The 25,627-nt window shown below is 69.1% G+C and carries 28 protein-coding genes; 14 read left to right on the top strand and 14 right to left on the bottom strand.

Annotated elements, in window-relative coordinates; all coding sequences use genetic code 11:
* Positions 1 to 5: 5 nt before the first annotated feature.
* The 6 genes from thiS (at position 6) to PO78_RS19685 (ending at position 2,735) form a co-directional block, all read left to right on the top strand.
* Positions 6 to 263, top strand: coding sequence for a sulfur carrier protein ThiS (gene thiS, locus PO78_RS19710; RefSeq protein WP_231570772.1), 258 nt, complete (start codon positions 6 to 8; stop codon positions 261 to 263).
* 4 nt (positions 264 to 267) lie between these two features.
* Complete coding sequence (locus PO78_RS19705) at positions 268 to 576, top strand: hypothetical protein (RefSeq protein ID WP_004300501.1); 309 nt, start codon at positions 268 to 270, stop codon at positions 574 to 576.
* Between the two features lie 33 nt (positions 577 to 609).
* Positions 610 to 897, top strand: a complete 288-nt coding sequence (locus PO78_RS19700; RefSeq protein WP_043746300.1) for a DUF1330 domain-containing protein — start codon at positions 610 to 612, stop codon at positions 895 to 897.
* 113 nt (positions 898 to 1,010) lie between these two features.
* A complete protein-coding gene (locus tag PO78_RS19695) occupies positions 1,011 to 1,715 on the top strand; it encodes an ABC transporter permease (RefSeq protein WP_012585674.1) in 705 nt (234 codons plus the stop codon).
* 8 nt (positions 1,716 to 1,723) lie between these two features.
* Positions 1,724 to 2,458: an ABC transporter ATP-binding protein gene (locus PO78_RS19690; protein WP_004300504.1), complete on the top strand. Its 735-nt coding sequence runs from the start codon at positions 1,724 to 1,726 to the stop codon at positions 2,456 to 2,458.
* A 25-nt stretch (positions 2,459 to 2,483) separates the two neighbouring features.
* Positions 2,484 to 2,735: a hypothetical protein gene (locus PO78_RS19685; RefSeq protein ID WP_043746297.1), complete on the top strand. Its 252-nt coding sequence runs from the start codon at positions 2,484 to 2,486 to the stop codon at positions 2,733 to 2,735.
* Positions 2,736 to 2,769: 34 nt separating this feature from the next.
* On the opposite strand, the gene moaC is transcribed toward PO78_RS19685, so the two are convergent.
* Positions 2,770 to 3,258, bottom strand: a complete 489-nt coding sequence (gene moaC / locus PO78_RS19680; protein WP_012585665.1) for a cyclic pyranopterin monophosphate synthase MoaC — start codon at positions 3,256 to 3,258, stop codon at positions 2,770 to 2,772.
* A gap of 123 nt (positions 3,259 to 3,381) precedes the next feature.
* Here moaC and PO78_RS19675 point away from each other — a divergent pair, with 123 nt between their 5' ends.
* Together PO78_RS19675 and PO78_RS19670 are read left to right on the top strand one after the other, a co-directional pair.
* Positions 3,382 to 4,821, top strand: a complete 1,440-nt coding sequence (locus tag PO78_RS19675; RefSeq protein WP_043746293.1) for a M48 family metalloprotease — start codon at positions 3,382 to 3,384, stop codon at positions 4,819 to 4,821.
* A 106-nt stretch (positions 4,822 to 4,927) separates the two neighbouring features.
* Entirely contained in the window at positions 4,928 to 5,158 is a 231-nt protein-coding gene (locus PO78_RS19670) for a sulfurtransferase TusA family protein (protein ID WP_004300518.1), read from the top strand.
* A gap of 221 nt (positions 5,159 to 5,379) precedes the next feature.
* On the opposite strand, the gene PO78_RS19665 is transcribed toward PO78_RS19670, so the two are convergent.
* From PO78_RS19665 to PO78_RS19650, 4 genes are all read right to left on the bottom strand, one after another.
* Complete coding sequence (locus PO78_RS19665) at positions 5,380 to 8,364, bottom strand: valine--tRNA ligase (protein ID WP_043746290.1); 2,985 nt, start codon at positions 8,362 to 8,364, stop codon at positions 5,380 to 5,382.
* A gap of 204 nt (positions 8,365 to 8,568) precedes the next feature.
* Entirely contained in the window at positions 8,569 to 9,318 is a 750-nt protein-coding gene (locus PO78_RS19660) for a hypothetical protein (protein WP_004300520.1), read from the bottom strand.
* Positions 9,315 to 9,755 carry a DNA polymerase III subunit chi gene (locus tag PO78_RS19655; RefSeq protein ID WP_004300521.1) on the bottom strand — a complete coding sequence of 147 codons (441 nt, stop codon included), beginning with the start codon at positions 9,753 to 9,755 and terminating at the stop codon, positions 9,315 to 9,317. The genes PO78_RS19660 and PO78_RS19655 overlap by 4 nt, the downstream gene beginning before the upstream one ends.
* Positions 9,756 to 9,774: 19 nt before the next feature.
* Entirely contained in the window at positions 9,775 to 11,274 is a 1,500-nt protein-coding gene (locus PO78_RS19650; protein ID WP_004300522.1) for a leucyl aminopeptidase, read from the bottom strand.
* Between the two features lie 138 nt (positions 11,275 to 11,412).
* Between PO78_RS19650 and lptF the strand changes: the two genes are divergently transcribed.
* Both lptF and lptG read left to right on the top strand, forming a co-directional pair.
* A complete protein-coding gene (gene lptF / locus PO78_RS19645; protein ID WP_004300523.1) occupies positions 11,413 to 12,495 on the top strand; it encodes an LPS export ABC transporter permease LptF in 1,083 nt (360 codons plus the stop codon).
* Positions 12,496 to 12,574: 79 nt separating this feature from the next.
* Positions 12,575 to 13,651, top strand: a complete 1,077-nt coding sequence (gene lptG / locus PO78_RS19640; RefSeq protein ID WP_043746287.1) for an LPS export ABC transporter permease LptG — start codon at positions 12,575 to 12,577, stop codon at positions 13,649 to 13,651.
* 224 nt (positions 13,652 to 13,875) lie between these two features.
* On the opposite strand, the gene rplS is transcribed toward lptG, so the two are convergent.
* The 4 genes from rplS to rpsP all read right to left on the bottom strand — a co-directional run bounded on the left by rplS (position 13,876) and on the right by rpsP (position 16,048).
* The gene (rplS, locus tag PO78_RS19635) at positions 13,876 to 14,283 is read right to left on the bottom strand and encodes a 50S ribosomal protein L19 (protein WP_004300527.1); all 408 of its coding nucleotides are present in this window, start codon (positions 14,281 to 14,283) and stop codon (positions 13,876 to 13,878) included.
* A gap of 97 nt (positions 14,284 to 14,380) precedes the next feature.
* The gene (trmD, locus tag PO78_RS19630) at positions 14,381 to 15,151 is read right to left on the bottom strand and encodes a tRNA (guanosine(37)-N1)-methyltransferase TrmD (protein ID WP_269429776.1); all 771 of its coding nucleotides are present in this window, start codon (positions 15,149 to 15,151) and stop codon (positions 14,381 to 14,383) included.
* Between the two features lie 98 nt (positions 15,152 to 15,249).
* The gene (gene rimM, locus PO78_RS19625; protein ID WP_004300530.1) at positions 15,250 to 15,768 is read right to left on the bottom strand and encodes a ribosome maturation factor RimM; all 519 of its coding nucleotides are present in this window, start codon (positions 15,766 to 15,768) and stop codon (positions 15,250 to 15,252) included.
* A 28-nt stretch (positions 15,769 to 15,796) separates the two neighbouring features.
* The gene (gene rpsP, locus PO78_RS19620; RefSeq protein ID WP_004300532.1) at positions 15,797 to 16,048 is read right to left on the bottom strand and encodes a 30S ribosomal protein S16; all 252 of its coding nucleotides are present in this window, start codon (positions 16,046 to 16,048) and stop codon (positions 15,797 to 15,799) included.
* A 195-nt stretch (positions 16,049 to 16,243) separates the two neighbouring features.
* Here rpsP and PO78_RS19615 point away from each other — a divergent pair, with 195 nt between their 5' ends.
* From PO78_RS19615 to PO78_RS19605, 3 genes are all read left to right on the top strand, one after another.
* Positions 16,244 to 17,758 carry a hypothetical protein gene (locus PO78_RS19615; protein WP_004300534.1) on the top strand — a complete coding sequence of 505 codons (1,515 nt, stop codon included), beginning with the start codon at positions 16,244 to 16,246 and terminating at the stop codon, positions 17,756 to 17,758.
* 86 nt (positions 17,759 to 17,844) lie between these two features.
* Complete coding sequence (gene wrbA / locus PO78_RS19610; RefSeq protein ID WP_004300537.1) at positions 17,845 to 18,444, top strand: NAD(P)H:quinone oxidoreductase; 600 nt, start codon at positions 17,845 to 17,847, stop codon at positions 18,442 to 18,444.
* Positions 18,441 to 18,788, top strand: a complete 348-nt coding sequence (locus tag PO78_RS19605; protein WP_004300539.1) for a DUF2069 domain-containing protein — start codon at positions 18,441 to 18,443, stop codon at positions 18,786 to 18,788. The genes wrbA and PO78_RS19605 overlap by 4 nt, the downstream gene beginning before the upstream one ends.
* Positions 18,789 to 18,849: 61 nt before the next feature.
* On the opposite strand, the gene PO78_RS19600 is transcribed toward PO78_RS19605, so the two are convergent.
* The 5 genes from PO78_RS19600 to PO78_RS19580 form a co-directional block, all read right to left on the bottom strand.
* Complete coding sequence (locus PO78_RS19600; protein WP_004300541.1) at positions 18,850 to 20,385, bottom strand: 2-isopropylmalate synthase; 1,536 nt, start codon at positions 20,383 to 20,385, stop codon at positions 18,850 to 18,852.
* The gene (gene pssA / locus PO78_RS19595) at positions 20,382 to 21,272 is read right to left on the bottom strand and encodes a CDP-diacylglycerol--serine O-phosphatidyltransferase (RefSeq protein ID WP_004300542.1); all 891 of its coding nucleotides are present in this window, start codon (positions 21,270 to 21,272) and stop codon (positions 20,382 to 20,384) included. The genes PO78_RS19600 and pssA overlap by 4 nt, the downstream gene beginning before the upstream one ends.
* Positions 21,273 to 21,428: 156 nt before the next feature.
* Positions 21,429 to 22,445, bottom strand: coding sequence for a ketol-acid reductoisomerase (gene ilvC, locus PO78_RS19590; RefSeq protein ID WP_004300544.1), 1,017 nt, complete (start codon positions 22,443 to 22,445; stop codon positions 21,429 to 21,431).
* A 41-nt stretch (positions 22,446 to 22,486) separates the two neighbouring features.
* A complete protein-coding gene (ilvN, locus tag PO78_RS19585) occupies positions 22,487 to 22,978 on the bottom strand; it encodes an acetolactate synthase small subunit (RefSeq protein ID WP_004300546.1) in 492 nt (163 codons plus the stop codon).
* A 31-nt stretch (positions 22,979 to 23,009) separates the two neighbouring features.
* Complete coding sequence (locus PO78_RS19580) at positions 23,010 to 24,722, bottom strand: acetolactate synthase 3 catalytic subunit (RefSeq protein WP_004300548.1); 1,713 nt, start codon at positions 24,720 to 24,722, stop codon at positions 23,010 to 23,012.
* Between the two features lie 250 nt (positions 24,723 to 24,972).
* Between PO78_RS19580 and PO78_RS19575 the strand changes: the two genes are divergently transcribed.
* Entirely contained in the window at positions 24,973 to 25,527 is a 555-nt protein-coding gene (locus PO78_RS19575; RefSeq protein WP_082047918.1) for an RDD family protein, read from the top strand.
* The last annotated feature ends 100 nt before the right edge of the window (positions 25,528 to 25,627 follow it).

The raw sequence follows: 25,627 nt of genomic DNA, 5'->3' as shown, positions 1-25,627 counted from the left end.
CTCGCGTGACGATCCGCATCGCCTTCAAGCTCTTCGCCTCGCTGTCGGACTATCTGCCCGACGGCCACCGTGGCAACCGCCTCGAACTCGAGGTGGACGAGGGCACCACGGTGGCGGAGATGATCCGGCGCTACAACGTGCCCGAGCGCAGCGCGCATCTGGTGCTGGTGAACGGACACTTCGTGCCGCCCTCGGAGCGCGCCCGCAAGCGCCTCGCCGACGGCGACGAGCTCGCCATCTGGCCGCCGATCGCGGGTGGCTGAGCAGGTGGCGTTCATCAACGGCCCGGTGCCCGAGTCCTTCGAGCGCCGGGTCACCGCCACCGCGCGCGAGTTCGAGCGCGACCTGCGCCAGGCCTGGCCGGGGGTGGAGGGCGGCGCGGCAAGCCTGCGCTTCCGCCTGCAGGACGGCGCGCAGCGCCTGGTCATCGACATCGAGCCTGCCGGCGTGCGCCGCCTGGGTCTGTTCGAGCTGCCGCAACTGATCGTGCGCTACGGCTTCGGTCCGGGCGAGGAAGCCGCGCGCCGCGCCTTGCTGGCGCGGCTCGATCGCGCGATGCAGAAGGGCGGCGGTTGATCTGCAGCACAATCGATTTCTGGAAGCCCGTCCATGAGTGAAGCATACGTCGTCGGCCATATCACGGTGAAGAACGCGGAGATGTGGGCCGAATACCGCAGCAAGGTTCCGCAGACCTTGGTCCCCTGGGGCGCGGAGCTGGTGTTTCGCGGCCGGCAGGTGGCCGCGCTCGCGGGCGAAAGCCCCCACCCGGACATCGTCGTGATCCGCTTTCCCAGCGTCGCGGCGGTGAACGACTGGTTCTCGTCGCCAGCCTATCAGGCCCTGATCCCGCTCCGGGAGCAGGCGGCGGACGTGCTCCTGCTGTCCTACGAAAGCTAGCCGCGGGCGCCTTTCGCACCGGCCTCCGACACCTGCGCGCGCCGCGGCGGCGCCCGGCTGAAGCCGCTCCCGGCGTTCCGGCCGGCGTCGGCTTTCGGTTATCCTCCCCGCCGATGTCCGCCTTCGCCGCCACCTTCTCCGATGCGCTGTCGCTGCTTGCCCATTTCGACCACACGGTGCTCGAGATCGTCGCGCTGTCGCTGCAGGTCAGCGGCGCGGCGGTGGTGCTCGGCACGCTGATCGGCCTGCCGCTCGGGGCCTGCATCGCGGTCGGGCGCTTTCCGGGCAAGACCACGCTGTCGGTGCTGATCAACGGCATGATGGGCCTGCCCTCGGTGGTGGTGGGCGTGGTGGTGTACCTGATCCTGTCGCGCTCGGGGCCCTTCGGCGCCCTGGGCATGCTGTATTCGCCGGCGGCGATGGTGGTGGCGCAGACCCTGCTGGTGGTGCCGTTGATGGCGGCGATCACCCGCCAGGTGGTCGAGGACGTGTGGGCGCGCTACGCCGAGGAGCTGCAGGTGATGCGCTTTTCGTGGTGGGACAGCGTCACCACGCTGCTGCACGACTGCCGCCACTCGCTGGTGGTGGCGGTGCTCGCGGGCCTCGGACGGGCGATGAGCGAGGTGGGCGCGGTGATGATCGTCGGCGGCAACATCGACGGCGCCACCCGGGTCATGACCACGGCGATCGCGCTCGAGACCAGCAAGGGCGACCTGGCGCTGGCGATCGCGCTCGGCATGGTGCTGATCGTGATCATCCTCGCGCTCAACGCGCTCGCCTACGTGCTGCGGCAGTGGGCGATGCGGCGCTTCGGGTGAGGTCCGCGATGCCCATCTTCCCCCTCTCCATCCACGACCTGCGCTTCGCGCCCAACGGGCGGGAGGTGCTCGCGGGCGTGGATCTGGAACTGAGCGAGGAGGGCATCACCCTGGTGCTCGGCCCCAACGGCGCAGGCAAGAGCGTGCTGCTGCGCACGATCTGCGGGCTGATCGAGCCGAGCTCGGGCAGCATGGCCTGGGGCGGGGCCGGCGGTACGCGGCCGCAGCAGGGCGTGATGATGGTCTTCCAGCGCCCGATGATGCTGCGCATGGCCGTGCTCGACAACGTCGTCCTCGGGCTCAAGCCGCTCGGCGTGGCGGGGGCGGAGCGGCGCCGGCGCGGCCTGGAGATGCTGGAGCGGGTCGGCCTCGCCGACCGCGCCGGCGACAGTGCGCGCCAGCTCTCCGGCGGCGAGCAGCAGCGTCTCGCGCTCGCGCGCGCCTGGCTGACCAGGCCGCGCCTGCTGCTGCTCGACGAGCCCACCGCCAGCCTCGACCCCTCGGCGAGCGCGGCGGTCGAGCGCATCATCCGCGAGATCCGCACCGACGGCACGCGCATCCTCATGGTCACTCACAACCTCGGTCAGGCGACTCGCCTGGGCGACGACATCGTCTTCATGGCGGGCGGCCGGGTGTGCGAGCACACCCCGGTGCGCGCCTTCTTCGCCCGTCCGCGCTCGGAGGAGGCGCGCCTCTTCATCCAGGGAGAATTGCCATGGCGGATGCGTTTTCAGGGCGCATGAGATCGACGCTGCGGGAGGCGGCGCGATGAGTCCGGTGGCCGCCCGTCTGCCGCTCGTCGCGCTTTCCCTGTTCGGGCTCGCAGCCGTGTCGCTCGGGGCCGCGCTGCTGTGCTTCGTCGGTGCCGGCGCGCTTCTGCACCCCGCCTTGTCCGACCCGATGGCCGGGCTGGCCTTCCTCGTCTCGGCGATCGCGCTCGCCGGCACCGGCGCCTTCCCCTTGGTCTTCGCGCGTCTCGCGCGGCGTGATGCAGGCCCCCAGCCGCCGCCCGGCGCCTGAGGCCTCGCTCCTTACGCCCGACGCCGCGCCCCCCTCACGCCTTCCAGTGCCCCGACTTGCCGCCCAGCTTCTCCATCAGCTGGATGCCCTCCATGCGCATGCCGCGGTCCACCGCCTTGCACATGTCGTAGATGGTGAGCAGGCCGACGTTGACCGCGGTGAGCGCCTCCATCTCGACGCCGGTGCGGCCGACGGTCTCGGCGGTGACCGTGCAGCGGATGGCGTGCGCGGCCGCGTCGAGCTCGAACTCGACCGCGACGCGGGTGAGCGGGATGGGGTGGCAGAGCGGGATCAGCTCGCTGGTGCGCTTGGAGGCCTGGATCGCGGCGATGCGGGCGATGCCGAGCACGTCGCCCTTCTTCGCGCTGCCCGACTTCACCATGTCGAAGGTGGCGGGCAGCATGTGGATGCGGCCGGTGGCGACCGCGACGCGGCGGGTTTCGGCCTTGGCACCGACGTCGACCATGTGGGCCTGGCCGTCGGCGTCGAAGTGGGTCAGCGGACTGGATTCCGGAGTGCTCATGGTGGGGCAGGGCAGAAGATGCGGGTGTGCCGCGGCGGCAATCGCCACGCGGCGGGAGGCGCCGCTACACGTCGATACATCGGCGGGGGAACGGGCGCGGATCGGCGGGTATCATAGCATCCGATGATGCGCCGACCCCTCGCCCTGCTGCTCAGCCTCGCGCTGGCCCTGCCTGCGCCGGCCCCCGTGCTCGCCGCCGATCTGCCCGATCTCGGCGACGTGGCCGCGTCCGAACTCTCTCCCGCGGCCGAACGCAAGATCGGCGAACAGATCATCCGCGAGATCCGCTGGCGCGACGCGGCCTATCTCGACGATGCGGAGGTCGAGGAGTACGTGAACCGCCTCGGCCAGCGCCTGGCGGCGGTGAGTAACAACCCGGGACTCGACTTCGACTTCTTCGTCGTGCGCGACGCCACGCTCAACGCCTTCGCGCTGCCGGGCGGCTTCATCGGCGTGCACACCGGGCTGATCCTGGCGGCGGAGGGCGAGTCCGAGTTCGCCTCGGTGCTCGGCCACGAGATCGCCCACGTCACCCAGCGCCACATCGCGCAGATCGTCGGCAAGCAGAGCCAGTCGGCGATGCTGATGATCGCCTCGATGCTGGTGGCGGTGCTGGCCGCGCGCAGCAACTCGGATGTCAGCACCGCGGCGATCGCTGCCGGCCAGGCCGGGGCGATCCAGTCCCAACTCGGCTACACCCGCGCCTTCGAGCGCGAGGCCGACCGCGCCGGCCTCGAGACCCTGGACAAGGCCGGGCTCGACGTGCGCGGCATGCCCGGCTTCTTCGAGCGCCTGCAACGCAACACGCGTGTGTACGAGAACAACGCGCCGGCTTACCTGCGCACTCACCCGCTGACCACCGAGCGCATCGCCGACATGGAGAACCGCGTCGCGGCGATGCGCTATCGCCAGGTGCCGGACTCGGCGGATTTCCGCTTCGCGCGTGCCAAGCTGCGCGCCAACGCCGGCCAGCCCGCCGAGGCGGTGCAGGAGCTGGAGGACCGCCTCGCACGCGAGCCCAAGGACGAGGCGCTCGCCTACGGTCTCGCCCGTGCGCTGATGCGCGCCGGTCGCCTCGACGAGGCCGAGGCCCGCCTGCAGCCGCTGCGCGCGAAGGCGGCGGGCCTGGCCTGGGTCGAGGGGCTGGCGGCGGAGATCCGTCTCGCGCGCAACGACGCCGGGGGCGCGATCCGCATCCTCGAGGCCGCGCAGAAGCAGTTTCCGTCCAGCCGCAGCGTGAGCTACGCGCTCGCCGATGCGCGCATCCTCGGCGGACGGGCGGACGTCGCCGCGACCGAACTGCGCCGCCGCATCGACAACCGCAGCGCTGATCCGCGCCTGTGGCAGCTGCTGTCGCGCGCCTACGCGGCCCTCGGACAGCGCACCGAGCAGCACCGCACCCAGGCCGAGGTGTACTACCTGCGCGGCAGCCTGCCGGCCGCGATCGAGCAGCTCGAGATCGCGCGCAGGGCCAGCGATGGCGACTTCTATACCCTGTCGGCGGTGGATGCGCGCCTGCGCGAGCTCAAGCAGCGCCTGCTGGAGGAAAAGCGCGAGCGCTGAACGACCTCGCGCCGCATGTCGCGCAGCGTGACGGGCGCGCCTTCCGGGGCGCAATGCCATCCTTTAGAATCGGCCGCCTTCAACACGACCCAACCAGGGAGCGGGGATGAGATACGACAAGGAAGTGGATGCGCGCGGGCTCAACTGCCCGCTACCGATCCTGCGGGCCAAGAAGATGCTGTCCGAGATGCAGAGCGGACAGATCGTCCGCGTGCTGGCGACCGATCCCGGGTCGATCAAGGATTTCCAGGCGTTTGCGCGCCAGACCGGCAACGAGTTGCTCGGCCAGGGTGAAACGTCCGACAAGGCCTACGAGTTCTTCCTGAAGCGGAAGTAGTTTTCGGCGCTTGCCGGAGTTCCGCGCGGGCTGGGGCGCCGCATCGCGACTCGCGTCGCTCCCACGGGCGCTTTCGGAAGGAGCGACGCAAGTCGCGATTTCGGCGCTGGAGGAAGCGAAGCGCTACGGCATTGGTAGGAGCGACGCAAGTCGCGATTCCGGCGTCGGAGGAAGCGCGACGCGCATTTGAACGGAATGCACGCGCGCCCTCCGTGCGGCCATCAGCCCCCCAGCTTGGCGAGCTGCGGCTTGAGCTTGCCCACCGTGGCCTTGAAGCCCGCCAGGCGGTCGCGTTCCTGCTGCACCACCGCGGCCGGCGCGCGGTCTACGAAGCTGGCGTTGCCGAGCTTGCCTTCGGCCTTGGCGATCTCGCCCTCCAGGCGGGCGATCTCCTTGCCCAGACGCTCGCGCTCGGCGGCGACGTCGATCTCCACCTTCAGCATCAGGCGGGTCTCGCCTGCGACCGCGACCGGGGCGAGCTCGTCGGCGCCGATCTCGTCCACGACCTGCACCTCGGCGAGCTTGGCGAGGCCGGCGAGGTAAGGCGCGTACAGCGCCAGTGCCGCCTTGTCGCCCGCGGCCACCAGCGGCAGGCGCTGCGCCGGGGAGATGTTCATCTCGCCGCGCAGGTTGCGGCAGGCGTAGATCATCGCCTTGAGCTCGGCGACCTTGGCCTCGGAGGCCTCGTCGATGCGCTTGGGCTCGGCCTGCGGATAGCGCGCGCGCATGATGCTGTCGCCTTCCTTGCGCCCTGCGAGCGGGGCGACCGTCTGCCAGAGTTCTTCGGTGATGAAGGGGATCAGCGGGTGCGCCAGGCGCAGCACGGTCTCGAGCACGCGCAGCAGCGTGCGGCGGGTGGCGCGCTGCTGCGCCGGGGTGCCGGACTGGATCTGCACCTTGGCGAGCTCCAGGTACCAGTCGCAGTACTCGTCCCACACGAACTCATACACCGCGCGCGCGACCAGGTCGAAGCGGTAGGCGTCGAAGTGCTCGGCCACCTCGGCCTCGGTGCGTTGCAGGCGCGACACGATCCAGCGGTCGGCGAAGGAGAAGTCGAGCACCTCGGTGGAGCAGGCGACGGCCTCGCCGATGCCGCAGTCCTGGCCTTCGCAGTTCATCAGCACGAAGCGGGTGGCGTTCCACAGCTTGTTGCAGAAGTTGCGGTAGCCCTCGCAGCGCGCGAGGTCGAACTTGATGTCGCGGCCCGGGCTGGCGAGCGAGGCGAAGGTGAAGCGCAGCGCGTCGGTACCGAAGGCGGGGATGCCCTCGGGGAACTCCTTGCGCGTCTTCTTCTCGATGCTCTGCGCCTGCTTGGGGTTCATCAGGCCGAAGGTGCGCTTCTTGATGAGCTCGTCGAGCGCGATGCCGTCGATGAGGTCGATCGGGTCGAGCACGTTGCCCTTGGACTTGCTCATCTTCTGGCCTTCCGCATCGCGGATCAGGCCGTGCACATACACGTGCTTGAACGGGATCCTGCCGGTGATGTGCCTGGTCATCATGACCATGCGCGCCACCCAGAAGAAGATGATGTCGAAGCCGGTGACGAGCACGGTGGAGGGCAGGTAGAGGTCGAGCGCGTCGTTGCTCTTCTCCGGCCACTCGGCGGTCCAGTCGAGCGTGGAGAACGGCCACAGCGCGGACGAGTACCAGGTGTCGAGCACGTCCTCTTCCTGGCGCAGGCGGCCGGCGTCGTGGCGGGCGTGGAGCAGCGCGAGGCGTTCGGCGATCTCGGGGTACTGCTCGGCGGTCTGGCCTTCGCGCTGGCGCGTCTGCACCTCGGCGGTGAGTGCGTCGATGCCGCGCTGCAGGTCGGCCTTCCAGGCGCGGATCGCTTCTTCCTCGCAGGTGGCGACGTAGATGCGGCCTTCCTCGTCGTACCAGGCCGGGATGCGGTGGCCCCACCACAGCTGGCGCGAGATGCACCAGTCCTGGATGTTGTTGAGCCACTGGTTGTAGGTGTTGACCCAGTTTTCCGGGTAGAAGCGGATCTCGCCCGAGGCCACGACCTCGAGCGCCTTGTCGGTGATCGACTTGCCGTCCGCGCCCGGCTTGCTCATGGCGACGAACCACTGGTCGGTCAGCATCGGCTCGATCACGACCCCGGTGCGGTCGCCACGCGGCACCTGCATCTTGTGCGCCTTGACCTCGAGCAGCAGGCCGAGCGCCTCGAGCGCCTCGACCACCTTCTCGCGCGCCGGTACTCGGTCGAGTCCGATGACGCCCGCCGGCATCGGCACACCCTCCAGGGTGACGCCGTCGGCGGTGTAGCGCTCGGCCACCGCGGGCACGGCGCCTTCGAGGGTGAGTACGACGATGGTGTCGAGCTTGTGGCGCTGGCCCACCGCGTAGTCGTTGAAGTCGTGCGCCGGCGTGACCTTGACGCAGCCGGTGCCGAACTCGCGATCGACGTAGTCGTCGGCGATGATCGGGATATGACGGCCGGTGAGCGGCAGCTCGACGGTCTTGCCGATGAGGTGGGCGTAGCGCTCGTCCTCGGGATGCACCATCACCGCGACGTCGCCGAGCAGGGTCTCGGGGCGGGTGGTGGCGACCGTCAGTCCTTGCAGGTCACCGATGGGGCCGTCGGAGAACGGATACAGGATGTGGTAGAGCTTGCCGTCCTCTTCCTCCGACACCACCTCGAGGTCGGACACCGCGGTGCCGAGCTTGGGGTCCCAGTTCACCAGGCGCTTGCCGCGGTAGATCAGGCCCTCGTTGTAGAGGCGCACGAAGGTCTCGGTGACGGTGCGCGACAGGCCCTCGTCCATCGTGAAGCGCTCGCGCTTCCAGTCCGGGCTGGTGCCGAGGCGGCGCATCTGGCGGGTGATGGTGCCGCCGGAGTATTCCTTCCACTCCCACACCTTTTCCAGGAAGCGCTCGCGGCCGAGGTCGTGGCGGCTGACGCCCTGGGCGTCGAGCTGGCGCTCGACGACGATCTGGGTGGCGATGCCGGCGTGGTCGGTGCCCGGCTGCCACAGCGTGTTGTCGCCGCGCATGCGATGGTAGCGCGTGAGCGCGTCCATGATCGTCTGGTTGAAGCCGTGCCCCATGTGCAGCGTGCCGGTGACGTTGGGCGGCGGCAGCAGGATGCAGAAGGCGGCGGGGTTCGACTTGTCGAGCCCGGCGTCGAAATAGCCGCGGGATTCCCATTCCGGGTACCAGCGACGTTCGATGTCGGCGGGCTCGAAGCTCTTGGCCAGTTCCATGGTGTTCTACGCGCGTGAAGGCAAAGCGCGGATTATAGCGGATGGAGCACCGGCGCCCCGGTACGAGCGCGCCATGGGGCGGTGTCGCGCCCTTCTCCCCTGCCGAACCGCGGTGGTCCGCCGTGGGAGCGACGCGAGTCGCGATTGCGGTGGCCGTCCGGCCGCAGCGCAAGGCAGCGGTCCCGTTCGCGACTCGCGTTGCTCCTACCGGGCAGGCGGAACGTCGTGGGGACGGTCGTCGAACAGGCTGCTGACGCGTGCAGAGATCCCGGGCAGCAGCGTGGCGCGCAGGTGGGCGAGGGCTTCGTCCTGGATGCGCTCGCCGAGGCGCTCGAGTTCGCGGGCGATGATCTGCGGCAGCTCGCGCGCGGCCCATTCGTCGATTTCGCGCGCGATCGCGGTGTCGAGCTCGACCAGGCGTTCGGCGAGCTGCTGCTCTTGCGCCGCGGCGCTCCGTGCCGGTGGCGATGCCGCCGCGGATTCGGCGGCGGAGGGCGCGGACTGCGGGTGGGGTGTCTGCGGCGCGGGCGGTTCGGGCTGCGTGACGGGCTCCGGCGCTGCATCGCGCACTGTCGACGCGGCAGGCTCCCCCGCAGGCGTGAATTGCGCCGCTGCAAGGCTGCGCACGAAGGACGGCATGGCCGCCGTGCTCGCCACCGCGGCCGCCGCGAACGGCGCCTCGACCGGCTGGAAGATTTCCGCAGGCAGATCGAGGTCGTCGACGACCTCGGTCAGGATCGGCAGGTCGTCGTCGTCGAAGGCCTGCATGGTCGCGGGCGAGATCGCCGGCGCGGCATCGGCGGGCTCGGCGGGGCCCGCGCCGCCCGGCGATGGTGTGCGGGGGGAGGCTGGCGTGGCGTCCCCGCGATGGCGGCGCAGCAGCGCGTCCGCCTGGCCGAGCAGGTCGTCGGCGCGCTCGAGTTCGTCGTCGGAGTCGTCTTCCCAGCCTCTCACAGCGCCACCCTGCGTTCGGCGTCGAAGGCCTTCAGTTCGTAACCGCGCTGCCGGTAGGCGGCCCAGCGCAGGCGGGCGGCGTGCACTTCGGCGGCGTCGCGGCCGACGATCTCGACGACCATGCGAAACCCTTCCGCCTCGGCGGGAACGTCGTCGGCGAGGTTGAACAGCATGTCGGCGTGCGGCCACGGGCAGGGCTCGCCGGCTGCGCCCAGCACCACCGGGGTCTCCGCGGCCAGCGCCGACCCGACGCCGACGTGGGGCACGAAGTCGAGCGGCACCGCGGTCCATAGCGCCTGGTCGAGTCGGCGCAACTGGGTCGCGTCGGTGCAACGCAGTGCCACCTTGCGGCCGCGTGCGTGCGCCCCGGCGGCCAGCTCGTGCGCGAGCGCGAGGCGGTCGGGGGTGTTGTGATAGAACTGCACGCGCGGGGCCATGGCGGCCGCCGGCCGGCGCTCAGGCCGCATGGGCGCGGGCGCGCCCGATCAGGAAGCTGCTCAGCAGCGGCACCGGGCGGCCGGTCGCGCCCTTGGCATCGCCCGACACCCAGGCGGTGCCGGCGATGTCGAGGTGGGCCCACTTGTAGGCCTTGGCGAAGCGCGACAGGAAGCAGGCCGCGGTGATCGTGCCGGCGTAACGGCCGCCGATGTTGCCCATGTCGGCGAAGTTGCTCTTGAGCAGTTCCTGGTATTCGTCCCACAGCGGCAGCTGCCAGGCGCGGTCACCCGACTCGGTGCCACGGCGCAGGATCTCGGCGGCGAGCTCGTCGTCGTTGGCGAGCAGTCCGCTCGGGATCTTGCCGAGCGCGACCACGCAGGCGCCGGTGAGCGTGGCGATGTCGATCACGCACTCGGGCTTGAAGCGCTCGGCGTAGGTGAGCGCGTCGCACAGGATCAGGCGGCCCTCGGCGTCGGTGTTGAGCACCTCGATGGTCTGCCCCGACATCGAAGTGACGACGTCGCCGGGCTTGGTGGCGCCGCCGCCGGGCATGTTCTCGGTCGTGGGGACGAGGCCGACCAGGTTGATCGGCAGGCCCATCTGCGCGACCGCCTTGAAGGTGCCGAGCACGCTCGCGGCGCCGCACATGTCGAACTTCATCTCGTCCATCTCGGCTGCGGGTTTGAGCGAGATGCCGCCGGTGTCGAAGGTGATGCCCTTGCCGACGAGCACGACCGGCTTCGCCTTGGCCTTGCCACCCTTGTAGTGCATGACAATGAACTTGGGCGGCTGGTGCGAGCCGCGCGCCACGGACAGGAAGGAGCCCATGCCGAGCTTCTCCATGTCGTCGCGCTCGAGCACCTCGACGTCGAACTTGTACTGCTTGCCCAGGGACTCGGCCGTTTCCGCCAGATGGGTGGGGGTGCAGTGGTTGCCGGGCAGGTTGCCGAGGTCCTTCGCCAGCGCCATGCCGCTGGCGATCGCGTGGCCCTGCAGGACGGCGGTGTCGAGCTCGGCGCCGAGCTCGCAGCTCACCAGCAGGCAGAGCTTCTTCGCGCCACGCTCCTTCCGGGTCTTCTTGTCGGACTTGAGTGCGTCGAAGCGGTAGGCGCCGTCGGCGAGGATGCGCGCGGCCTGCTGCAGCCGCCACGCCATGTCGCGACCGGAGAGCTCTGCGTCGGCGAGCGCGACCACGGCGTCCTTCGCCGGCCCGGCGGAGATCGCCTTCGCCGCGGCGGCGAGCGCGTCGCGGTACGCCTTGTCGCCGAACTCGTCGTGCTTGCCCAGGCTCACCAGCAGCACGCGCTCGGCGTGCACGCCGGGCAGGTCATGCACCAGCAGCGTGGCGCCCGCCTTGTCCTCGAGGTCGCCACGCTTGATCAGGGCGGCCAGGCGGCCTTCGGCAGCACCGTCGGCCGCGGCCGAGAGGGCGGGGAGACGGCCTTCGGCAAACGCGCCGAGTACCAGCAGGCCAGTCTTGAGCTTGGCCGGGCTGCCGGTCTTTATGGTAAATTCCATGCGTTTTTCCTTGTTTGGATGCCTGGTTTCGATTGCCGAAGATTATGGCGCGTTCGCAACCGGGGCGTCAAAAACGCTTCCCATCCACATCCGCCGCGGCCTGCCGCCCGGCCTCATCCCGGTATCGACCCCCGCCCGATGATCTTCCGGCGCGCCCTGCAACGGGAATTCGCGCAGACGGCCGCCGCGGTCTTCGTGGCGCTGTTCGCGATCCTGATCTCCACCGTGCTCATCCGCCTGCTCGGCCAGGCGGCGGGCGGGCGCGTGCCGCCCGATGCCGTGGTGGCGCTGATCGGGTTTGGCGCGCTTGCGCAGCTGCCCACGGTGCTGACGCTCACCTTGTTCATCGCCATCCTGGTGTCGCTGTCGCGCAGCTACCGGGATTCCGAGATGGTGGTGTGGTTCGCCTCGGGTGTGCCCCTCACCGCCTGGATCCGGCCGGTCCTGATGTTCGCGCTGCCCGTCGTGCTGGTGGCCGGTGGCGGCTCGCTCTACCTGACGCCGTGGTCACAGCAGAAGAGCGCGGAATACCGCGAGCGCCTGGAGAATCGCGACGATACCCATCGCGTCGCGCCCGGCGTCTTCCGCGAGTCCGCGAGCGCGCAGCGGGTGTTCTTCGTCGAGGTCGGCGCCGGCGAGGATGGCCGGGTGCGCAATGTCTTCGTCAGCGAGCAGACCCGCAGCGGCCAGTTGGTGGTGATCGCCTCGGCCGAAGGCTACCTGCGCGGCGATGCGGACGGCCGGCGGTTTGTCGTGCTCGAGAAAGGGCGGCGCTACGACGGGACCCCGGGTACGCCCGAGTACCGGGTAATGGAGTTCGATCGCTACGAAGTGCAGGTCGAGCAGAAGCAGGTCGCGGGCCAGCAGGCACGCATCCGCGCGCTTCCGACCGCGGTGCTGCTCGCGCAGCCCGAGCCGCGCGGCCTCGGCGAACTCGTCGGCCGCTTCGGCGTGCCGGCGGTCGCGTTGCTGCTGGCCTTGATGGCGATCCCGCTGTCCTTCGTCAATCCGCGCGCCGGGCGTGCGAACAACCTGCTGGTGGCGCTGCTCGTGTACCTGCTCTACAGCAACGCGATTTCCGTGTTCCAGTCCTGGGTTGCGCAGGGCAAGCTGCCCTTCGTGGCCGGATTGCTGCTGCCCCACGTGGTGGTGCTGGCGGTGCTGGCGCTGATGTTCCACAAGCGCCTGGCGATCTCGCCGTTCTGGCGGAGGCGTGCATGAGCGCACCCGCACGGCCGCCCGAAGGGAGGCGCTCGGCGCCCTCCCGAAGAATGTCGCCCGGCGGCAGGAGGGGAGTCCGGTGAGTCCGGTTCTGCTGCGCTATCTCGCGCGCGAGATCTTCGCCGCCAGTGCGCTGGTGCTGGTGGCCTTTCTCGGCCTGTTCGCCTTCTTCGACTTCATCAACGAGCTCGAGGACGTGGGCAAGGGCGGCTACACGCTCTACCAGGCCCTGGTGTATGTCGGACTCACCCTGCCGGCGCGGGTGTATGAGCTGATGCCGATCGCGGTGCTGATCGGCACCCTGTATGCGCTGGCGACCTTGGCGAAGAACTCCGAGATCACCGTGATGCGAGCCTCGGGGATGTCGAACGCGCTGCTGACGAGCGTGCTCGGCCTGATCGGCGGAGTGTTCGCCGTGCTGATCTTCCTGGTCGGCGAATACGTGGCGCCGCCCGCGGAGGCCGCCGCGGAGGAGTGGAAGCTCACCGCCACGCAGGCGACCGTCTCGCAGCAACTGCGCTCGGGCCTGTGGGTGAAGGACGGCCGGCTCGTGCTCAACGTGCGCACGCTGATGCCCGACCGCAGCATGCGCGGTGCGCGCATCTATGCCTTCGATGAAGACTACGCGCTCGAATCGATCGCCGAAGCGGCGACCGGCGTGTTCGACGGCAGCGGGGAGTGGAAGCTGCTCGACGTGCAGCGTACGCGCTTCCACGGCGATCGCACCGAGGTCGAGCGCCTGCCCGAAATCCGCTGGCGTTCGGAGCTGACGCCGGAGGTGCTGGGGGTGCTCATGGTGTCGCCCGAGCACATGCCCTTCGGTCGCCTGTGGACCTACATCAACCACCTGCGCGACAACAACCAGAACGCCGACCGCTTCGAGATCGCGCTGTGGAAGAAGCTGATCTACCCCTTCACCGCGTTGGTGATGATGGCGCTGGCGATGCCCTTCGGTTTCATCCACGACCGCATGGGCGGCGCGAGCGCGCGCATCTTCATGGGGGTGATGCTGGGCGTGGGCTTCCATCTCCTCAACGGCCTGTTCTCCAACCTCGGCATGATCAACGCCTGGCCGCCCTTCATGGCTGCGCTGACGCCCAGCCTGATCTTCCTCGCGGCCGCGTTCTGGCTCATGCATCGCGTCGAACGGCGCTGAGCAGGGGGCCACGGAGGAGGCGTCCCGGCGCGTGTCCAGGCGTCGCAATCGCGACTCGCGTCGCTCCTGCAACGGACTCCCAGCGCCGCAGCCGCGCCGCAGGAGCGACGCAAGTCGCGATCGACGGGCCGGCGTGGCCGCGCCTGCCAAGCCCCGCCGCGCGGCTGCGGTGAACGAAAAAACGGGCCCGAAGGCCCGTTTCGATGAAGCGAACGCCGGAGCGATCAGGCTTCCTGTTGCTGCTGGGCGGCACGCTTGGCGGCGGCGGCCTTGTAGTCCAGCTTTTCCTTGATGCGCGCCGACTTGCCCGAGCGCTGGCGCAGGTAGTACAGCTTGGCGCGACGCACGTCACCGCGACGCTTGACCTCGACGCCGGCGACCAGCGGCGAGTAGGTCTGGAAGGTACGCTCCACGCCCTCGCCCGAGGAGATCTTGCGGACGATGAAGGAGGAGTTCAGGCCGCGGTTGCGCTTGGCGATGACCACGCCTTCATAGGCCTGCAGACGCTCGCGGTTGCCTTCCTTGACCTTCACCTGGACGATCACGGTGTCGCCGGGACCGAACTCGGGGATGGTCTTGCCCTGCGAGACGCGGGCCATTTCTTCCTGTTCGAGTTGCTGAAGCAGGTTCATTGCAGATACTCCATCGATGTTATCGGCCTTCGCCTCTTGCGTCGGCCTGGCCGCAGAGCAGGTCGCAACCTGATGCGCGCCGTTTGTGAAAGGACGCTCAGCCGCGCTGGGGTTCCAGTGCGTCCTGCGTCCCGGCTTGCTCCTGCCTGAACTCTTCAAGCAGTTTCAATTCGGTCTTGCTGAGCTGGCGCGCCGCGAGCAGGTCGGGGCGGCGCAGCCAGGTGCGGCCGAGCGACTGCTTCAGGCGCCAGCGGCGGATTGCCGCATGGTTGCCCGACAACAGCACCTCGGGCACGCGTTCGTCTTCGTACCGCTCCGGCCGCGTGTAGTGCGGACAGTCCAGCAGGCCGTCGGCGAAGGAATCCTCCTGCGCCGAGCCGGCGGTGTTCAGTGCGCCGGGCAGCTGGCGCACGATCGCGTCGAGCAGCACCATCGCCGGCAGCTCGCCGCCCGACAGCACGAAGTCGCCGAGCGAAAGCTCTTCGTCGACCTCGCGGTCGATCAGGCGCTGATCCACGCCTTCGTAGCGCCCGCACAGCAGCACCAGCGCGGGCTCGGCGGCCAGTTCCAGCACCACCTCCTGCTCCAGCCTGCGCCCCTGCGGCGACAGGTAGATGACCCGCCCGCTACGTCCGAGCGCCCTTTCCTGCGCCGCGCGTGCGGCGCGGATCGCCTGCATCAGCGGCTCGGCCAGCATCACCATGCCGGGGCCGCCGCCGTAGGGGCGGTCGTCCACCGTGCGATGCGGATCGCTGGTGAAGTCGCGCGGATTGTGGAACCCGAGCGCGTACAGCCCGCGATCGATCGCCCTCCGCGTGATGCCGCTGCCGGTGAGCGCGGCGAACATCTCGGGGAAGAGGGTGATCACGTCGTATCGACGCGGGCCGCCTGCAACGCCCGAAGGGCTCGCCTGCTGTGTTTCGCCTTGCGGGCTCTGCGGATTCACCGGCCTTCCACAGTCCCGTGTTACCAGTCTTTCTGCCAGGCGACCCGGATGCGCCGCGTGGCCAGGTCGACGTCGAGCACGTAGGCGGCGACGAAGGGGATCAGGCGTTCGACCCCCTCTTCACCTTCGCCTTCACGCACCTGCAACACGTCGTGCGCGCCGGTCGAGATCAACCCTGCGACCGTGCCCATCGCTTCACCCGCCTCGTTCTCGACCGCCAGGCCGACGAGGTCGCCCCAGTAGTACTCGCCCTCGGCAGGCTTGGGCAGCGCCTCGCGCGGCGCGGCGATGTAGAAGCCGTCGATCGCCTCGGCGGCGCCCCGGTCGGATATCTCGGCCAGTGCGGCCACCAGCCCCTTGCCGTGCGGCCGGCAGGCGCTCAACGTGTATTGCTTCCACGCCTCGGCGGGCGCGTCGTCGTCGCTGCACAGCCACCAGTGCGACATATTCCGCCACGAGGCGGGGTCGTCACCGAAGGGATGGATCTTGATCCAGCCCTGAACGCCAAAAGGGGCGACGATGCGCCCCAGTACGATCATGCGCCGCTCGGCCGCTGATCGAAGTCGATCAGGCCGCGGCCGTGCCGGCCTGCTTGACCAGGCGAGCGACGGTGGGCGAGAGCTGGGCGCCGTTCTGCTGCCAGTAGGCGAGGCGCTCGGCGTTGATCACGAGGCCTTTCTCGGCGCCCGAGGCGATCGGGTTGTAGAAGCCGACGCGCTCGATGAAGCGACCGTCGCGGCGGTTGCGCGAATCGGCAACGACCATGTTGAAGAACGGGCGCTTTTTGGCGCCACCACGGGCAAGGCGAATGACGACCATCTGGATGTTCCTGATCGGTGGATGCGAAAAACCGTGGATTATAGGGGAGTCGCCCGTCGCGGACAAGGTTTTATTGCGGCCGACGAGCGATTCCTCGACATCTTCCGCGTACCGGCGCCGGGTGTCCGCAGTGTTGCGGCGTGTGTGCGCGGGATGGGGATAGAATGTGACCCGAGCAATGTTTCTCCGGGGACCATGGAAGCGCCTTCGACACCGTCCGATGCCGAGCAGTCGCTGCTGCGCTGGCTCGACAGCGAGCCTGCAGACGCCGTGGAGGATGACCTCGCCGCGCTGCGAGCGCGCATGCACGACGCTTTTGGCGGCACCGCTGCCGGTCCGGCGACGAGCGACGCGTTGTTGTGCGCGCTGGCCGAGCGCATGGGCGACATCGGTGGCCGGCTGCGGCCCTTGCTGCTCGCGAGACAGCTCCCGGTGGACGTGCCGCTGTTCGAGGCGAACGAGCAGTTGTGCGTGCTCGCGCTCGATGTCGCCACGGCCGTCTCGGCTGCAGCCGGGCGCGCCGGAAGGGCGCGGCCGGGGGGCGGAGCGGAGCTCTGCGAATACGCGATCGGCGTGGTGACCGAGATCTTCGTGCTGAGCGCGCTGGCGGCGGCTGCGCCTCCCGCGGGGACTTGGCGGTTGGCGCACGACTTCGCGGCGCACCATGAGGTTGCCGCGGCTGCCGCGGACGATCCCCTGCGCTGTGCCTACCTGCGTCTGCTGGCCGTCGCGGTCGCACAGCCCGAGGGGCTTACCGGCCGCGAGATCGCCTGGTTGTACGACTTTCTCGATGCGCGTGTTCTCGGCGCCGCGGTGCTCGCGCGCGGCACCGGCGACACGAGCGCATCGGCGTGGTGGATCGACCTCGGCGCCGACCTGGGGCCGCAATCCGTGGCGCGGCGGCCGGCGCCCTCGGAGTCGGTGCTCGGCGGCGATCTGTGGAGCTTCAATCCGCGCCCGATGGCGCAGAAGCTGGGCGAGTGCATCGAGTGGGTGACGGCGCGCATGACCGCGGCAGAACTCGCGGGCATGCAGGGCGAAGTCGAGTCGCTGGATGCCGAGGAGGCGCTGTTTCCGCCTGGCCTCTCACCCCTCGAGACGGTGGCCTTGCTGCGCCGCCTTCGCAGCCACTGGATGGCGGCGCCGGTGCGGGGGCAGCCGCGGCGCCAGCATCAATACGTGGTTCAGGTCGGGATCGGCCTGCAATCGGTGTGGGATCTGGGCAGTGGGGGAAGGGATGACCCTGCGTTGCTGCAGGAGTGGATGGTCCTCAACGAAAGCCCGGGCGGCCTTGCGATCATGAGTGTGGCCGGCGTGCGCGGCGAGATCGAGGCGGGCGGCGCGCTGGCCCTGCGGCGCAAGCCCGAGCAGGCCTGGTCGGTGTGCATCGTGCGCTGGGTGCGCAGCGATTGCCCGGGGCAGGTGGAGGTCGGGTTGCAGATCATCGGGCAGTCCTTCCATCCGGTCATGGTCGGCTTTCGCGGGCGTGCGGTGCAGCAGCTCTCGCCCGCGCTCGCGCTGCCGATCATGGAGCCGCTGCGCCGCCATCCGGCGATGCTCGCGGTCGCCGGCACCTACGCCTCGCGCCGCTTCGTCTTCGTACGCGGGACGCAGACGGTCTATGTCGCCCAGGCACGCGCGCTCGGGCTCGACCTGCAGACGCCGAGCGTCGAACTTTTCCAGTACGAGATCGATCCCTATCCGATCTGAGCGCATTGCCCGCGTGCGCCTTCGGGCTGCGGGTGGCCGGCGACGCCGCGCGATATAATCCGCTCCCCTTCCGGAACTGGCATCCGATGCACGAAATCCTCGTCCTCTACTACAGCCACCGCGGTTCGGTGCGCGCGCTCGCCGAGCACATCGCCGCCGGCATCCATCAGGTGCCGGGCGCGGTGGCGCGGGTGCGCACGGTGCCGCGGGTGTCCGCCGTGTGCGAGGCGGTGGAGGACGACATCCCGGCGTCCGGGCCGCCCTACGTCGAGGTCGCCGACCTGGAGGAGTGCGTCGGCCTGGCGCTCGGCAGCCCGACGCGCTTCGGCAACATGGCGGCGCCGATGAAGTACTTCCTCGACGGACTTGCCGGTGCCTGGCTCAACGGCGCCCTCGAGGGCAAGCCGGGCTGCGTGTTCACGTCCTCGTCCAGCCTGCATGGCGGGCAGGAGAGCACGCTGCTGTCGATGATGCTGCCGCTCTTCCATCACGGCATGCTGGTGCTCGGCCTGCCGTTCTCCGAGCCGGCGCTCGGCGAGACGCGCAGCGGCGGCACGCCCTATGGCGCGAGTCATGTCTCCGGGAGCGAGGGCGATTCCGCGCCGAGCGCAGAGGAGATCGCGCTCGCGCAGGCGCAGGGCCGGCGCCTTGCCGAGGTGGCGATGCGCCTGGCGGGGTCGCGATGAATGCGCGCATGCTGAGCGTGGTGTCGAGCGTCGCGCTGCTGGCGCTGATCGCGCTGTGCGTGATCTGGGAGGGCTGGCTCGCCCCGCTGCGTCCGGGCGGCTCGTGGATGATGCTGAAGGCGCTGCCGCTTCTGCCGGCGGTGTTCGGCGTGCTGCGCGGCCGCCGCTACACCTCGCAGTGGCTGTCGATGCTGTCGCTGCTGTATTTCACCGAGGGTGTGCTGCGCGCCACCGACCCCGGGCTCACCGGCGTGTTCGCCCTCGTCGAGGTCTTCCTCGCGGTCGTGTTGTTCACCAGCACGATGCTGCATGCCCGTGCGACGGCTCCCTCCCGCGCGCAGTGAGGCGGGCGGGGCGGGGTCGGCAAGTTCCGCACCCGCCCGTCGCTCCTGACGCCTTACGCCCTCATACCTGCGGGTTGAGCCGTTCGGCTCCCACGTGCAGCTTGTTGAGCGCGTTCAGGTAGGCCTTGGCCGAGGCGACGATGATGTCGGTGTCGGCGCCCTGTCCGTCCATCACGCGGCCGTCGCGCGACAGGCGCACGGTGACCTCGCCCTGGGCGTCGGTGCCGCTGGTGATCGCGTTCACCGAGTAGAGCAGCAGCTCGCTTCCCGTCGTCGCCACCGTCTCGATCGCCTTGAAGGCGGCGTCCACCGGGCCGGAGCCGTTGGCACGGGCGTGCTTCTCGGCGCCGCCGATCGACAGGGTGATCTCGGCCACCGGCGTCTCGCCGGTCTCGGAATGGAAGCGGGTCGACACCAGGCGGTACTGCTCGGGCGCCGGGGTCACCGCCTCGTCGCGCATCAGCGCGGTGAGATCCTCGTCGAAGATCTCCGACTTGCGGTCGGCGAGCTCCTTGAAGCGCGCGAAGGCCTGGTTCAGGTGCTCCTCGCTCTCGATCTCGATGCCGAGCTCCTGCAGGCGGGCGCGGAAGGCGTTGCGACCGGAGAGCTTGCCGAGCACGAGCTTGTTGGCGCCCCAGCCGACGTCCTCGGCGCGCATGATCTCGTAGGTCTCGCGGTGCTTGAGCACGCCGTCCTGGTGGATGCCGGACTCGTGCGCGAAGGCGTTGGCGCCGACGATGGCCTTGTTGGGTTGCACCGGGTAGCCGGTGACCTGCGAAACCAGCTTCGAGGCCGGGACGATCTGCGTGGTGTCGACGCCGGTCTCGACCGGGAAGATGTCGGCGCGGGTGCGCACCGCCATGACGATCTCTTCGAGCGATGCGTTGCCCGCGCGCTCGCCCAGGCCATTGATGGTGCACTCGACCTGGCGCGCGCCCGTGCGCACCGCGGCGAGCGAGTTGGCCACGGCCAGCCCGAGGTCGTTGTGGCAATGCACCGACCACACCACCTTGTCCGAGTTGGGCACGCGCTCGATCAGCGTGCGCACGGTGGCGGCGAACTGCTCGGGGACGTTGTAGCCGACCGTGTCGGGCACGTTGATGGTCTTCGCGCCGGCGTCGATCACGGCCTCGAAGATGCGCACCAGGAAGTCGATCTCGGAGCGGCCGGCATCCTCTGCGGAAAACTCGACGTCGTCGGTGTATTCGCGCGCCCAGCCGATCGCCTTGACCGCCTGCTCGACGACCTGATCGGGCGTCATGCGCAGCTTCTTCTCCATGTGGATCGGGCTGGTGGCGATGAAGGTGTGGATGCGGCCGCGCGCCGCCGGCCGGATGGCCTCGCCGGCGCGGCGGATGTCGTGCTCGTTGGCGCGCGCCAGCGAGCACACGGTGGATTCCTTGATCGCCTCGGCGATCGAGCGCACCGCCTCGAAGTCGCCATTGGAGGCGGCGGCGAAGCCGGCCTCGATGACGTCGACCCGCATGCGTTCGAGCTGGCGGGCGATGCGCAGCTTCTCGTCGCGCGTCATCGACGCGCCGGGGCTCTGCTCGCCGTCGCGCAAGGTGGTGTCGAAGATGATCAGCTTGTCTTTCATGGCTTGCTCCCGGGGTCGGATGAAGCGCCCTCGACGGGCGCGGCGGCGGCGTCGCCGGCTTGTGCGGTGTACGCGGCCGCCTGGGGTGCGGCGGGTTCGGCGCGATGGGTGCGGCGCCGGCGCCAGCGCAGCGCGGCGACCACGTAGCCCGAGCCGGCGTAGGCGAGGAAGAGGCCGAAGAGGATGCCGGGCGGGTAGCTGGAGATGAGCGCGAAGGCGAGCACCAGCGCGATCAGCACGATGAAGGGCACGCTCTTGCGCAGGTTGATGCTCTTGCCGCTCCAGAACAGCACGTTGCTGACCATGGAGACGCCGGCGAAGATGGTCAGCACCGCGGCGTACCAGCGCAGCTCGTTGCCGGCGAAGCCGTTGTCGATGCCCACCCACACCATGCCGGCGACCAGGGCCGCCGCCGCGGGACTGGGCAGGCCCTGGAAGTAGCGCTTGTCGACCACGTCGATGTTGGTGTTGAAGCGTGCCAGGCGCAGCGCGGCCCCGGCGCAGTAGATGAAGGCGGCGACCCAGCCGAGCTTGCCGAGGTCCTGCAGCGCCCACTCGTACATCACCAGCGCCGGTGCGGCGCCGAAGGAGACCATGTCGGAGAGCGAGTCGTACTCGGCGCCGAACTCGCTCTGGGTGTTGGTGAGGCGGGCGATGCGGCCGTCGAGGCCGTCGAGCACCATGGCGACGAAGATCGCCACCGCAGCGTACTCGAAGCGCTGGTTCATCGCCTGCACGATCGCATAGAAGCCGGCGAACAGCGCTGCGGTGGTGAACAGGTTCGGCAGGATGTAGATGCCGCGGCGTCGCTTGTCGGACAAGGGCAGCGGGGCGTGTTCGTTATCGGGCACCTTGGGCGTCGCCTCCGTGGATTCCAGGATCGTCATTTTAGCGTACGCGCGCGCCGTGCCGGCTGCAAAAGCGCCTGCGCCGCCGCATGACGATCCTGCGGTGCGTGCGCTTGCGCGGGCGATCGGGCGCAGCAATGAAAAAGGCCGGCACCGCGAGTGCGGTACCGGCCCTTGGACCGAACGTCGGGGCGATCAGTTCTTCGACTTGTCGACCAGGGCCTTGGCCTTGATCCACGGCATCATGTCGCGCAGCTGGCCACCGACCTTCTCGATCTGGTGGTCGGCGTTGAGGCGGCGGTAGGCGGTCATGCTCGGGTAGTTGGTCTTGCCCTCGAGGATGAACATCTTGGCGTACTCGCCGGTCTGGATACGCTTGAGCGCGTTGCGCATGGCAGCGCGCGACTGCTCGTTGATGACCTCGGGCCCGGTCACGTACTCGCCGTACTCGGCGTTGTTCGAGATCGAGTAGTTCATGTTGGCGATGCCGCCCTCGTACATCAGGTCGACGATCAGCTTGAGCTCGTGCAGGCACTCGAAATAGGCCATCTCGGGGGCGTAGCCGGCTTCCACCAGGGTCTCGAAGCCCATCTTGACCAGCTCGACGGCGCCGCCGCACAGCACGGCCTGCTCGCCGAAGAGGTCGGTCTCGGTCTCTTCGCGGAAGTTGGTCTCGATCACGCCGCCCTTGGTGCCGCCGTTGGCAGCGGAGTACGACAGGGCGATGTCCTTGGCCTTGCCCGAGCGGTCCTGGTAGATCGCGATCAGGGTCGGCACGCCGCCCCCGCGCAGGTACTCGGAGCGCACGGTGTGGCCGGGGCCCTTGGGGGCGACCATGATGACGTCGAGATCGGCACGCGGCACGATCTGGTTGTAGTGCACGTTGAAGCCGTGGGCGAAGGCGAGCACGGCGCCCTTCTTGATGTTCGGCTCGATGTCGTCGCGATAGACCTGGGGCGCGGTCTCGTCCGGCAGCAGGATCATGACGAGGTCGGCGGCCTTGACGGCTTCGCCGATTTCCTTGACGGCCAGGCCGGCGGCCTCGGCCTTGGCCCACGAGCTGCCGTCCTTGCGCAGGCCGACGGTGACATTCACGCCGGAGTCGCGCAGGTTCTGGGCATGGGCGTGGCCCTGCGAGCCGTAGCCGACGATGGTGACCTGCTTGCCCTTGATCAGCGAGAGGTCGGCGTCCTTGTCGTAGTAAACCTTCATGTCTTTCCTTTGGTTCGATGTGGAGCGGGGGAGGGGGGAGCTCAGACCTTGAGCACGCGGTCGCCGCGGCCGATGCCGCAGACGCCCGAGCGCACGGTCTCGAGGATCAGTGCCGGGTCGATCGCGCCGATGAAGGCGTCGAGCTTGCCCTGGTTGCCGGTGAGTTCGACGACGTAGGAGGCGTCGGTGACGTCGATGATGCGGGCGCGGAAGATGTCGGCGGTGCGCTTGATCTCCTCGCGGTCCTTGCCCGTGGCGCGCACCTTGACCAGCATGAGTTCGCGCTCGATGTGGGCGGCCTCGGAGATGTCGACGACCTTGACGACCTCGACCAGTTTGTTCAGCTGCTTGGTGATCTGCTCGATGATCTCGTCGGACCCGGTGGTGACGATGGTCATCCGCGACATCGAGAAATCCTCGGTCGGAGCCACGGTCAGCGATTCGATGTTGTAGCCGCGCGCCGAGAACAGGCCGGACACGCGCGACAGCGCGCCGGATTCGTTTTCGATCAGGAGGGAAATGACGTGACGCATGGTGATGTGTTCCGGATTCGGTAGGAGGCGATCAAAGGTCTTCGGCCGACAGGATCATCTCGGTGAGACCCTTCCCGCCCTGCACCATCGGATAGACGTTTTCGGTCTGGTCGATCTGGAAATCGAGGAACACGAGCTCGTCCTTGTGGGTGGTGAAGGCCTCGCGCAGCGCACCCTCGACGTCGGCCGGCCGGTCGACACGGATGCCGACGTGGCCGTAGGACTCGGCCAGCTTGGCGAAGTCGGGCAGGGAGTCCATGTAGGACTCGGAGTAGCGCCCGCCGTGGAACAGCTCCTGCCACTGGCGCACCATGCCCAGGTAGCGGTTGTTGAGGTTGCAGATCTTGATCGGCAGGCGGAACTGCTTGCAGGTCGAGAGCTCCTGGATGTTCATCTGGATCGAAGCCTCGCCGGTCACGCAGGCCACCTGCATGTCGGGGTTGGCGAGCTTGGCGCCCATGGCATAGGGCATGCCCACGCCCATCGTGCCCAGGCCGCCCGAGTTGAGCCAGCGCCGCGGCTTGTCGAAGCCGTAGTACTGCGCCGCCCACATCTGGTGCTGGCCGACGTCGGAGGTGACGATGGCGTCGCCGCCGGTGACTTCCCACAGCTTCTGGATCACGAACTGCGGCTTGATGATCTCGTCCGAGTTCTTGTAGACCATGCACTTGCGCTCGCGCCACTGCTCGATCTGCTTCCACCACGAGGCCAGCGCCTCGGGGTTGGGGCGCGCCTCGCCGGATTCGATCTGGCGGATCATCTCGTCGAGCACTTCCTTGACGTCGCCGACGATCGGAGTGTCGACGCGCACGCGCTTGGAGATCGACGAGGGGTCGATGTCCACATGGATGATCTTGCGCGGCTCTTCGGCGAAGTGCGCCGGATTGCCGATCACGCGGTCGTCGAAGCGGGCGCCGACGGCGAGCAGCACGTCGGAGTAGTGCATCGCCATGTTGGCTTCAAAGGTGCCGTGCATGCCCGGCATGCCGAGGAACTGGCGGTCGCTCGAGGGGTAGCCGCCGAGGCCCATGAGGGTGTTGGTGATCGGGTAGCCGAGGAGCCGCGTGAGCTTGACGAGCTGCTCGGCCGCGTTGGAGAGCACCACGCCACCGCCGGTGTAGATCATCGGGCGCTTGGCTTCGAGCAGCAGCTGCACCGCCTTCTTGATCTGGCCCGAGTGGCCCTTGGTCACCGGGTTGTACGAGCGCATCGAGATCTCTTTCGGGTACTCGTACTCGCAGCGCTGCATCGACACGTCCTTCGGGATGTCGACCAGGACCGGGCCGGGGCGGCCGGTGCGGGCGAGGTGGAAGGCCTTCTTCATCGTCGCGGCGATGTCGCGCACGTCCCTGACGAGGAAGTTGTGCTTGACGCACGGGCGGGTGATGCCGACCGTGTCGACTTCCTGGAAGGCGTCCTGGCCGATCGCGGCGACCGGCACCTGGCCGGAGATGATCACCATCGGGATCGAGTCGCAGTAGGCGGTGGCGATGCCGGTGACGGCGTTGGTCGCACCCGGGCCGGAGGTCACCAGCGCGACGCCGACCTTCTCGGTGCTGCGCGCGAAACCGTCGGCGGCGTGCACGGCGGCCTGCTCGTGGCGTACCAGCACGTGGCGGACCGTTTCCTGCTGGAAGAGCGCGTCGTAGAGGAAGAGGACCGCGCCGCCCGGGTAACCGAAGACGTACTCGACCTTTTCTTCCTGCAGGCACCTGATTACAATTTCGGCTCCGGACAGCACCATCGCGAACTCGCTCTATTGGGGTTTGGATAAACGCAGAACGTTACCGGCCGCTTGCGGTTTGGTCAAGGCTGCAGGCGGTGGCCGGGAGCGCATGCGGCGACGCGCGCGCGATTGACGTTGTCCTGCGGGGCCGCGATCCCGATCCCGCCGCCGGCGGCCGCAGCGCAGGTCCTCGCGCACGCGCTCCTCCCCGGTTCCCCTACCGTTTTCCCTTTTTGCGCCGCCGCCATGCGGCGGCCTGGATCGACTCATGACGCGCAGCAAGAGCCGGGCCGGCAAGGCCGTCCCCGACGGGGCGCGCGCCGCCCAGCCCCCGGCACGGGATGCTTCCTCCCTCAAGGACACGGCCGGTGCAGGCCCAGCCGACCGCCCCTCCGCCGAGCTCGCCGGACTGCGCCGGCGCCTCGCTTCGATGCTGTACGAATCGATGCTGCTGCTCGGCGTGCTCGCGCTCACCTTCCTCGTTCCCTACCTGATGCTCGGCATCGCCGCCGGGTTCGCCCCGCCCGGCTGGTTGCTCTGGCTGCACGTGTTCGGCGTGCTCGGGGGGTATTTCGTGTGGTACTGGCGGCGCGGCGGGCAGACCCTCGCGATGCAGACCTGGCGATTGAAGATCGTCACCGGTGCGGACGGGCGCATCGCCTCGCTCGGGCGCTGCTGGCTGCGCTATGCGCTCGCCTGGCCCTCGGTGCTGCTGGGCGGCATCGGCCTGGCGTGGGCGTTGGTCGATCGCGACCGCCAGTTCCTCCACGACCGCCTGGCCGGCACCTGCATCGTGCTGCTGCCCGCACCCGCGAAGGCCTGATCCGGCGCTTTCCCGAGTTTCCGCGCGCGCCTTTTCGTCCGCCGGCCCTGGCGGCGCGGATCGGGTACCATTCGTGCGAAGGCTTTGGTTCCGCTCCGCG

Origin of the sequence: Thauera sp. SWB20 (assembly GCF_000831325.1) — a bacterium.
Lineage (GTDB): Bacteria > Pseudomonadota > Gammaproteobacteria > Burkholderiales > Rhodocyclaceae > Thauera > Thauera aminoaromatica.
This window is presented reverse-complemented; position numbering and strand designations above follow the sequence as displayed.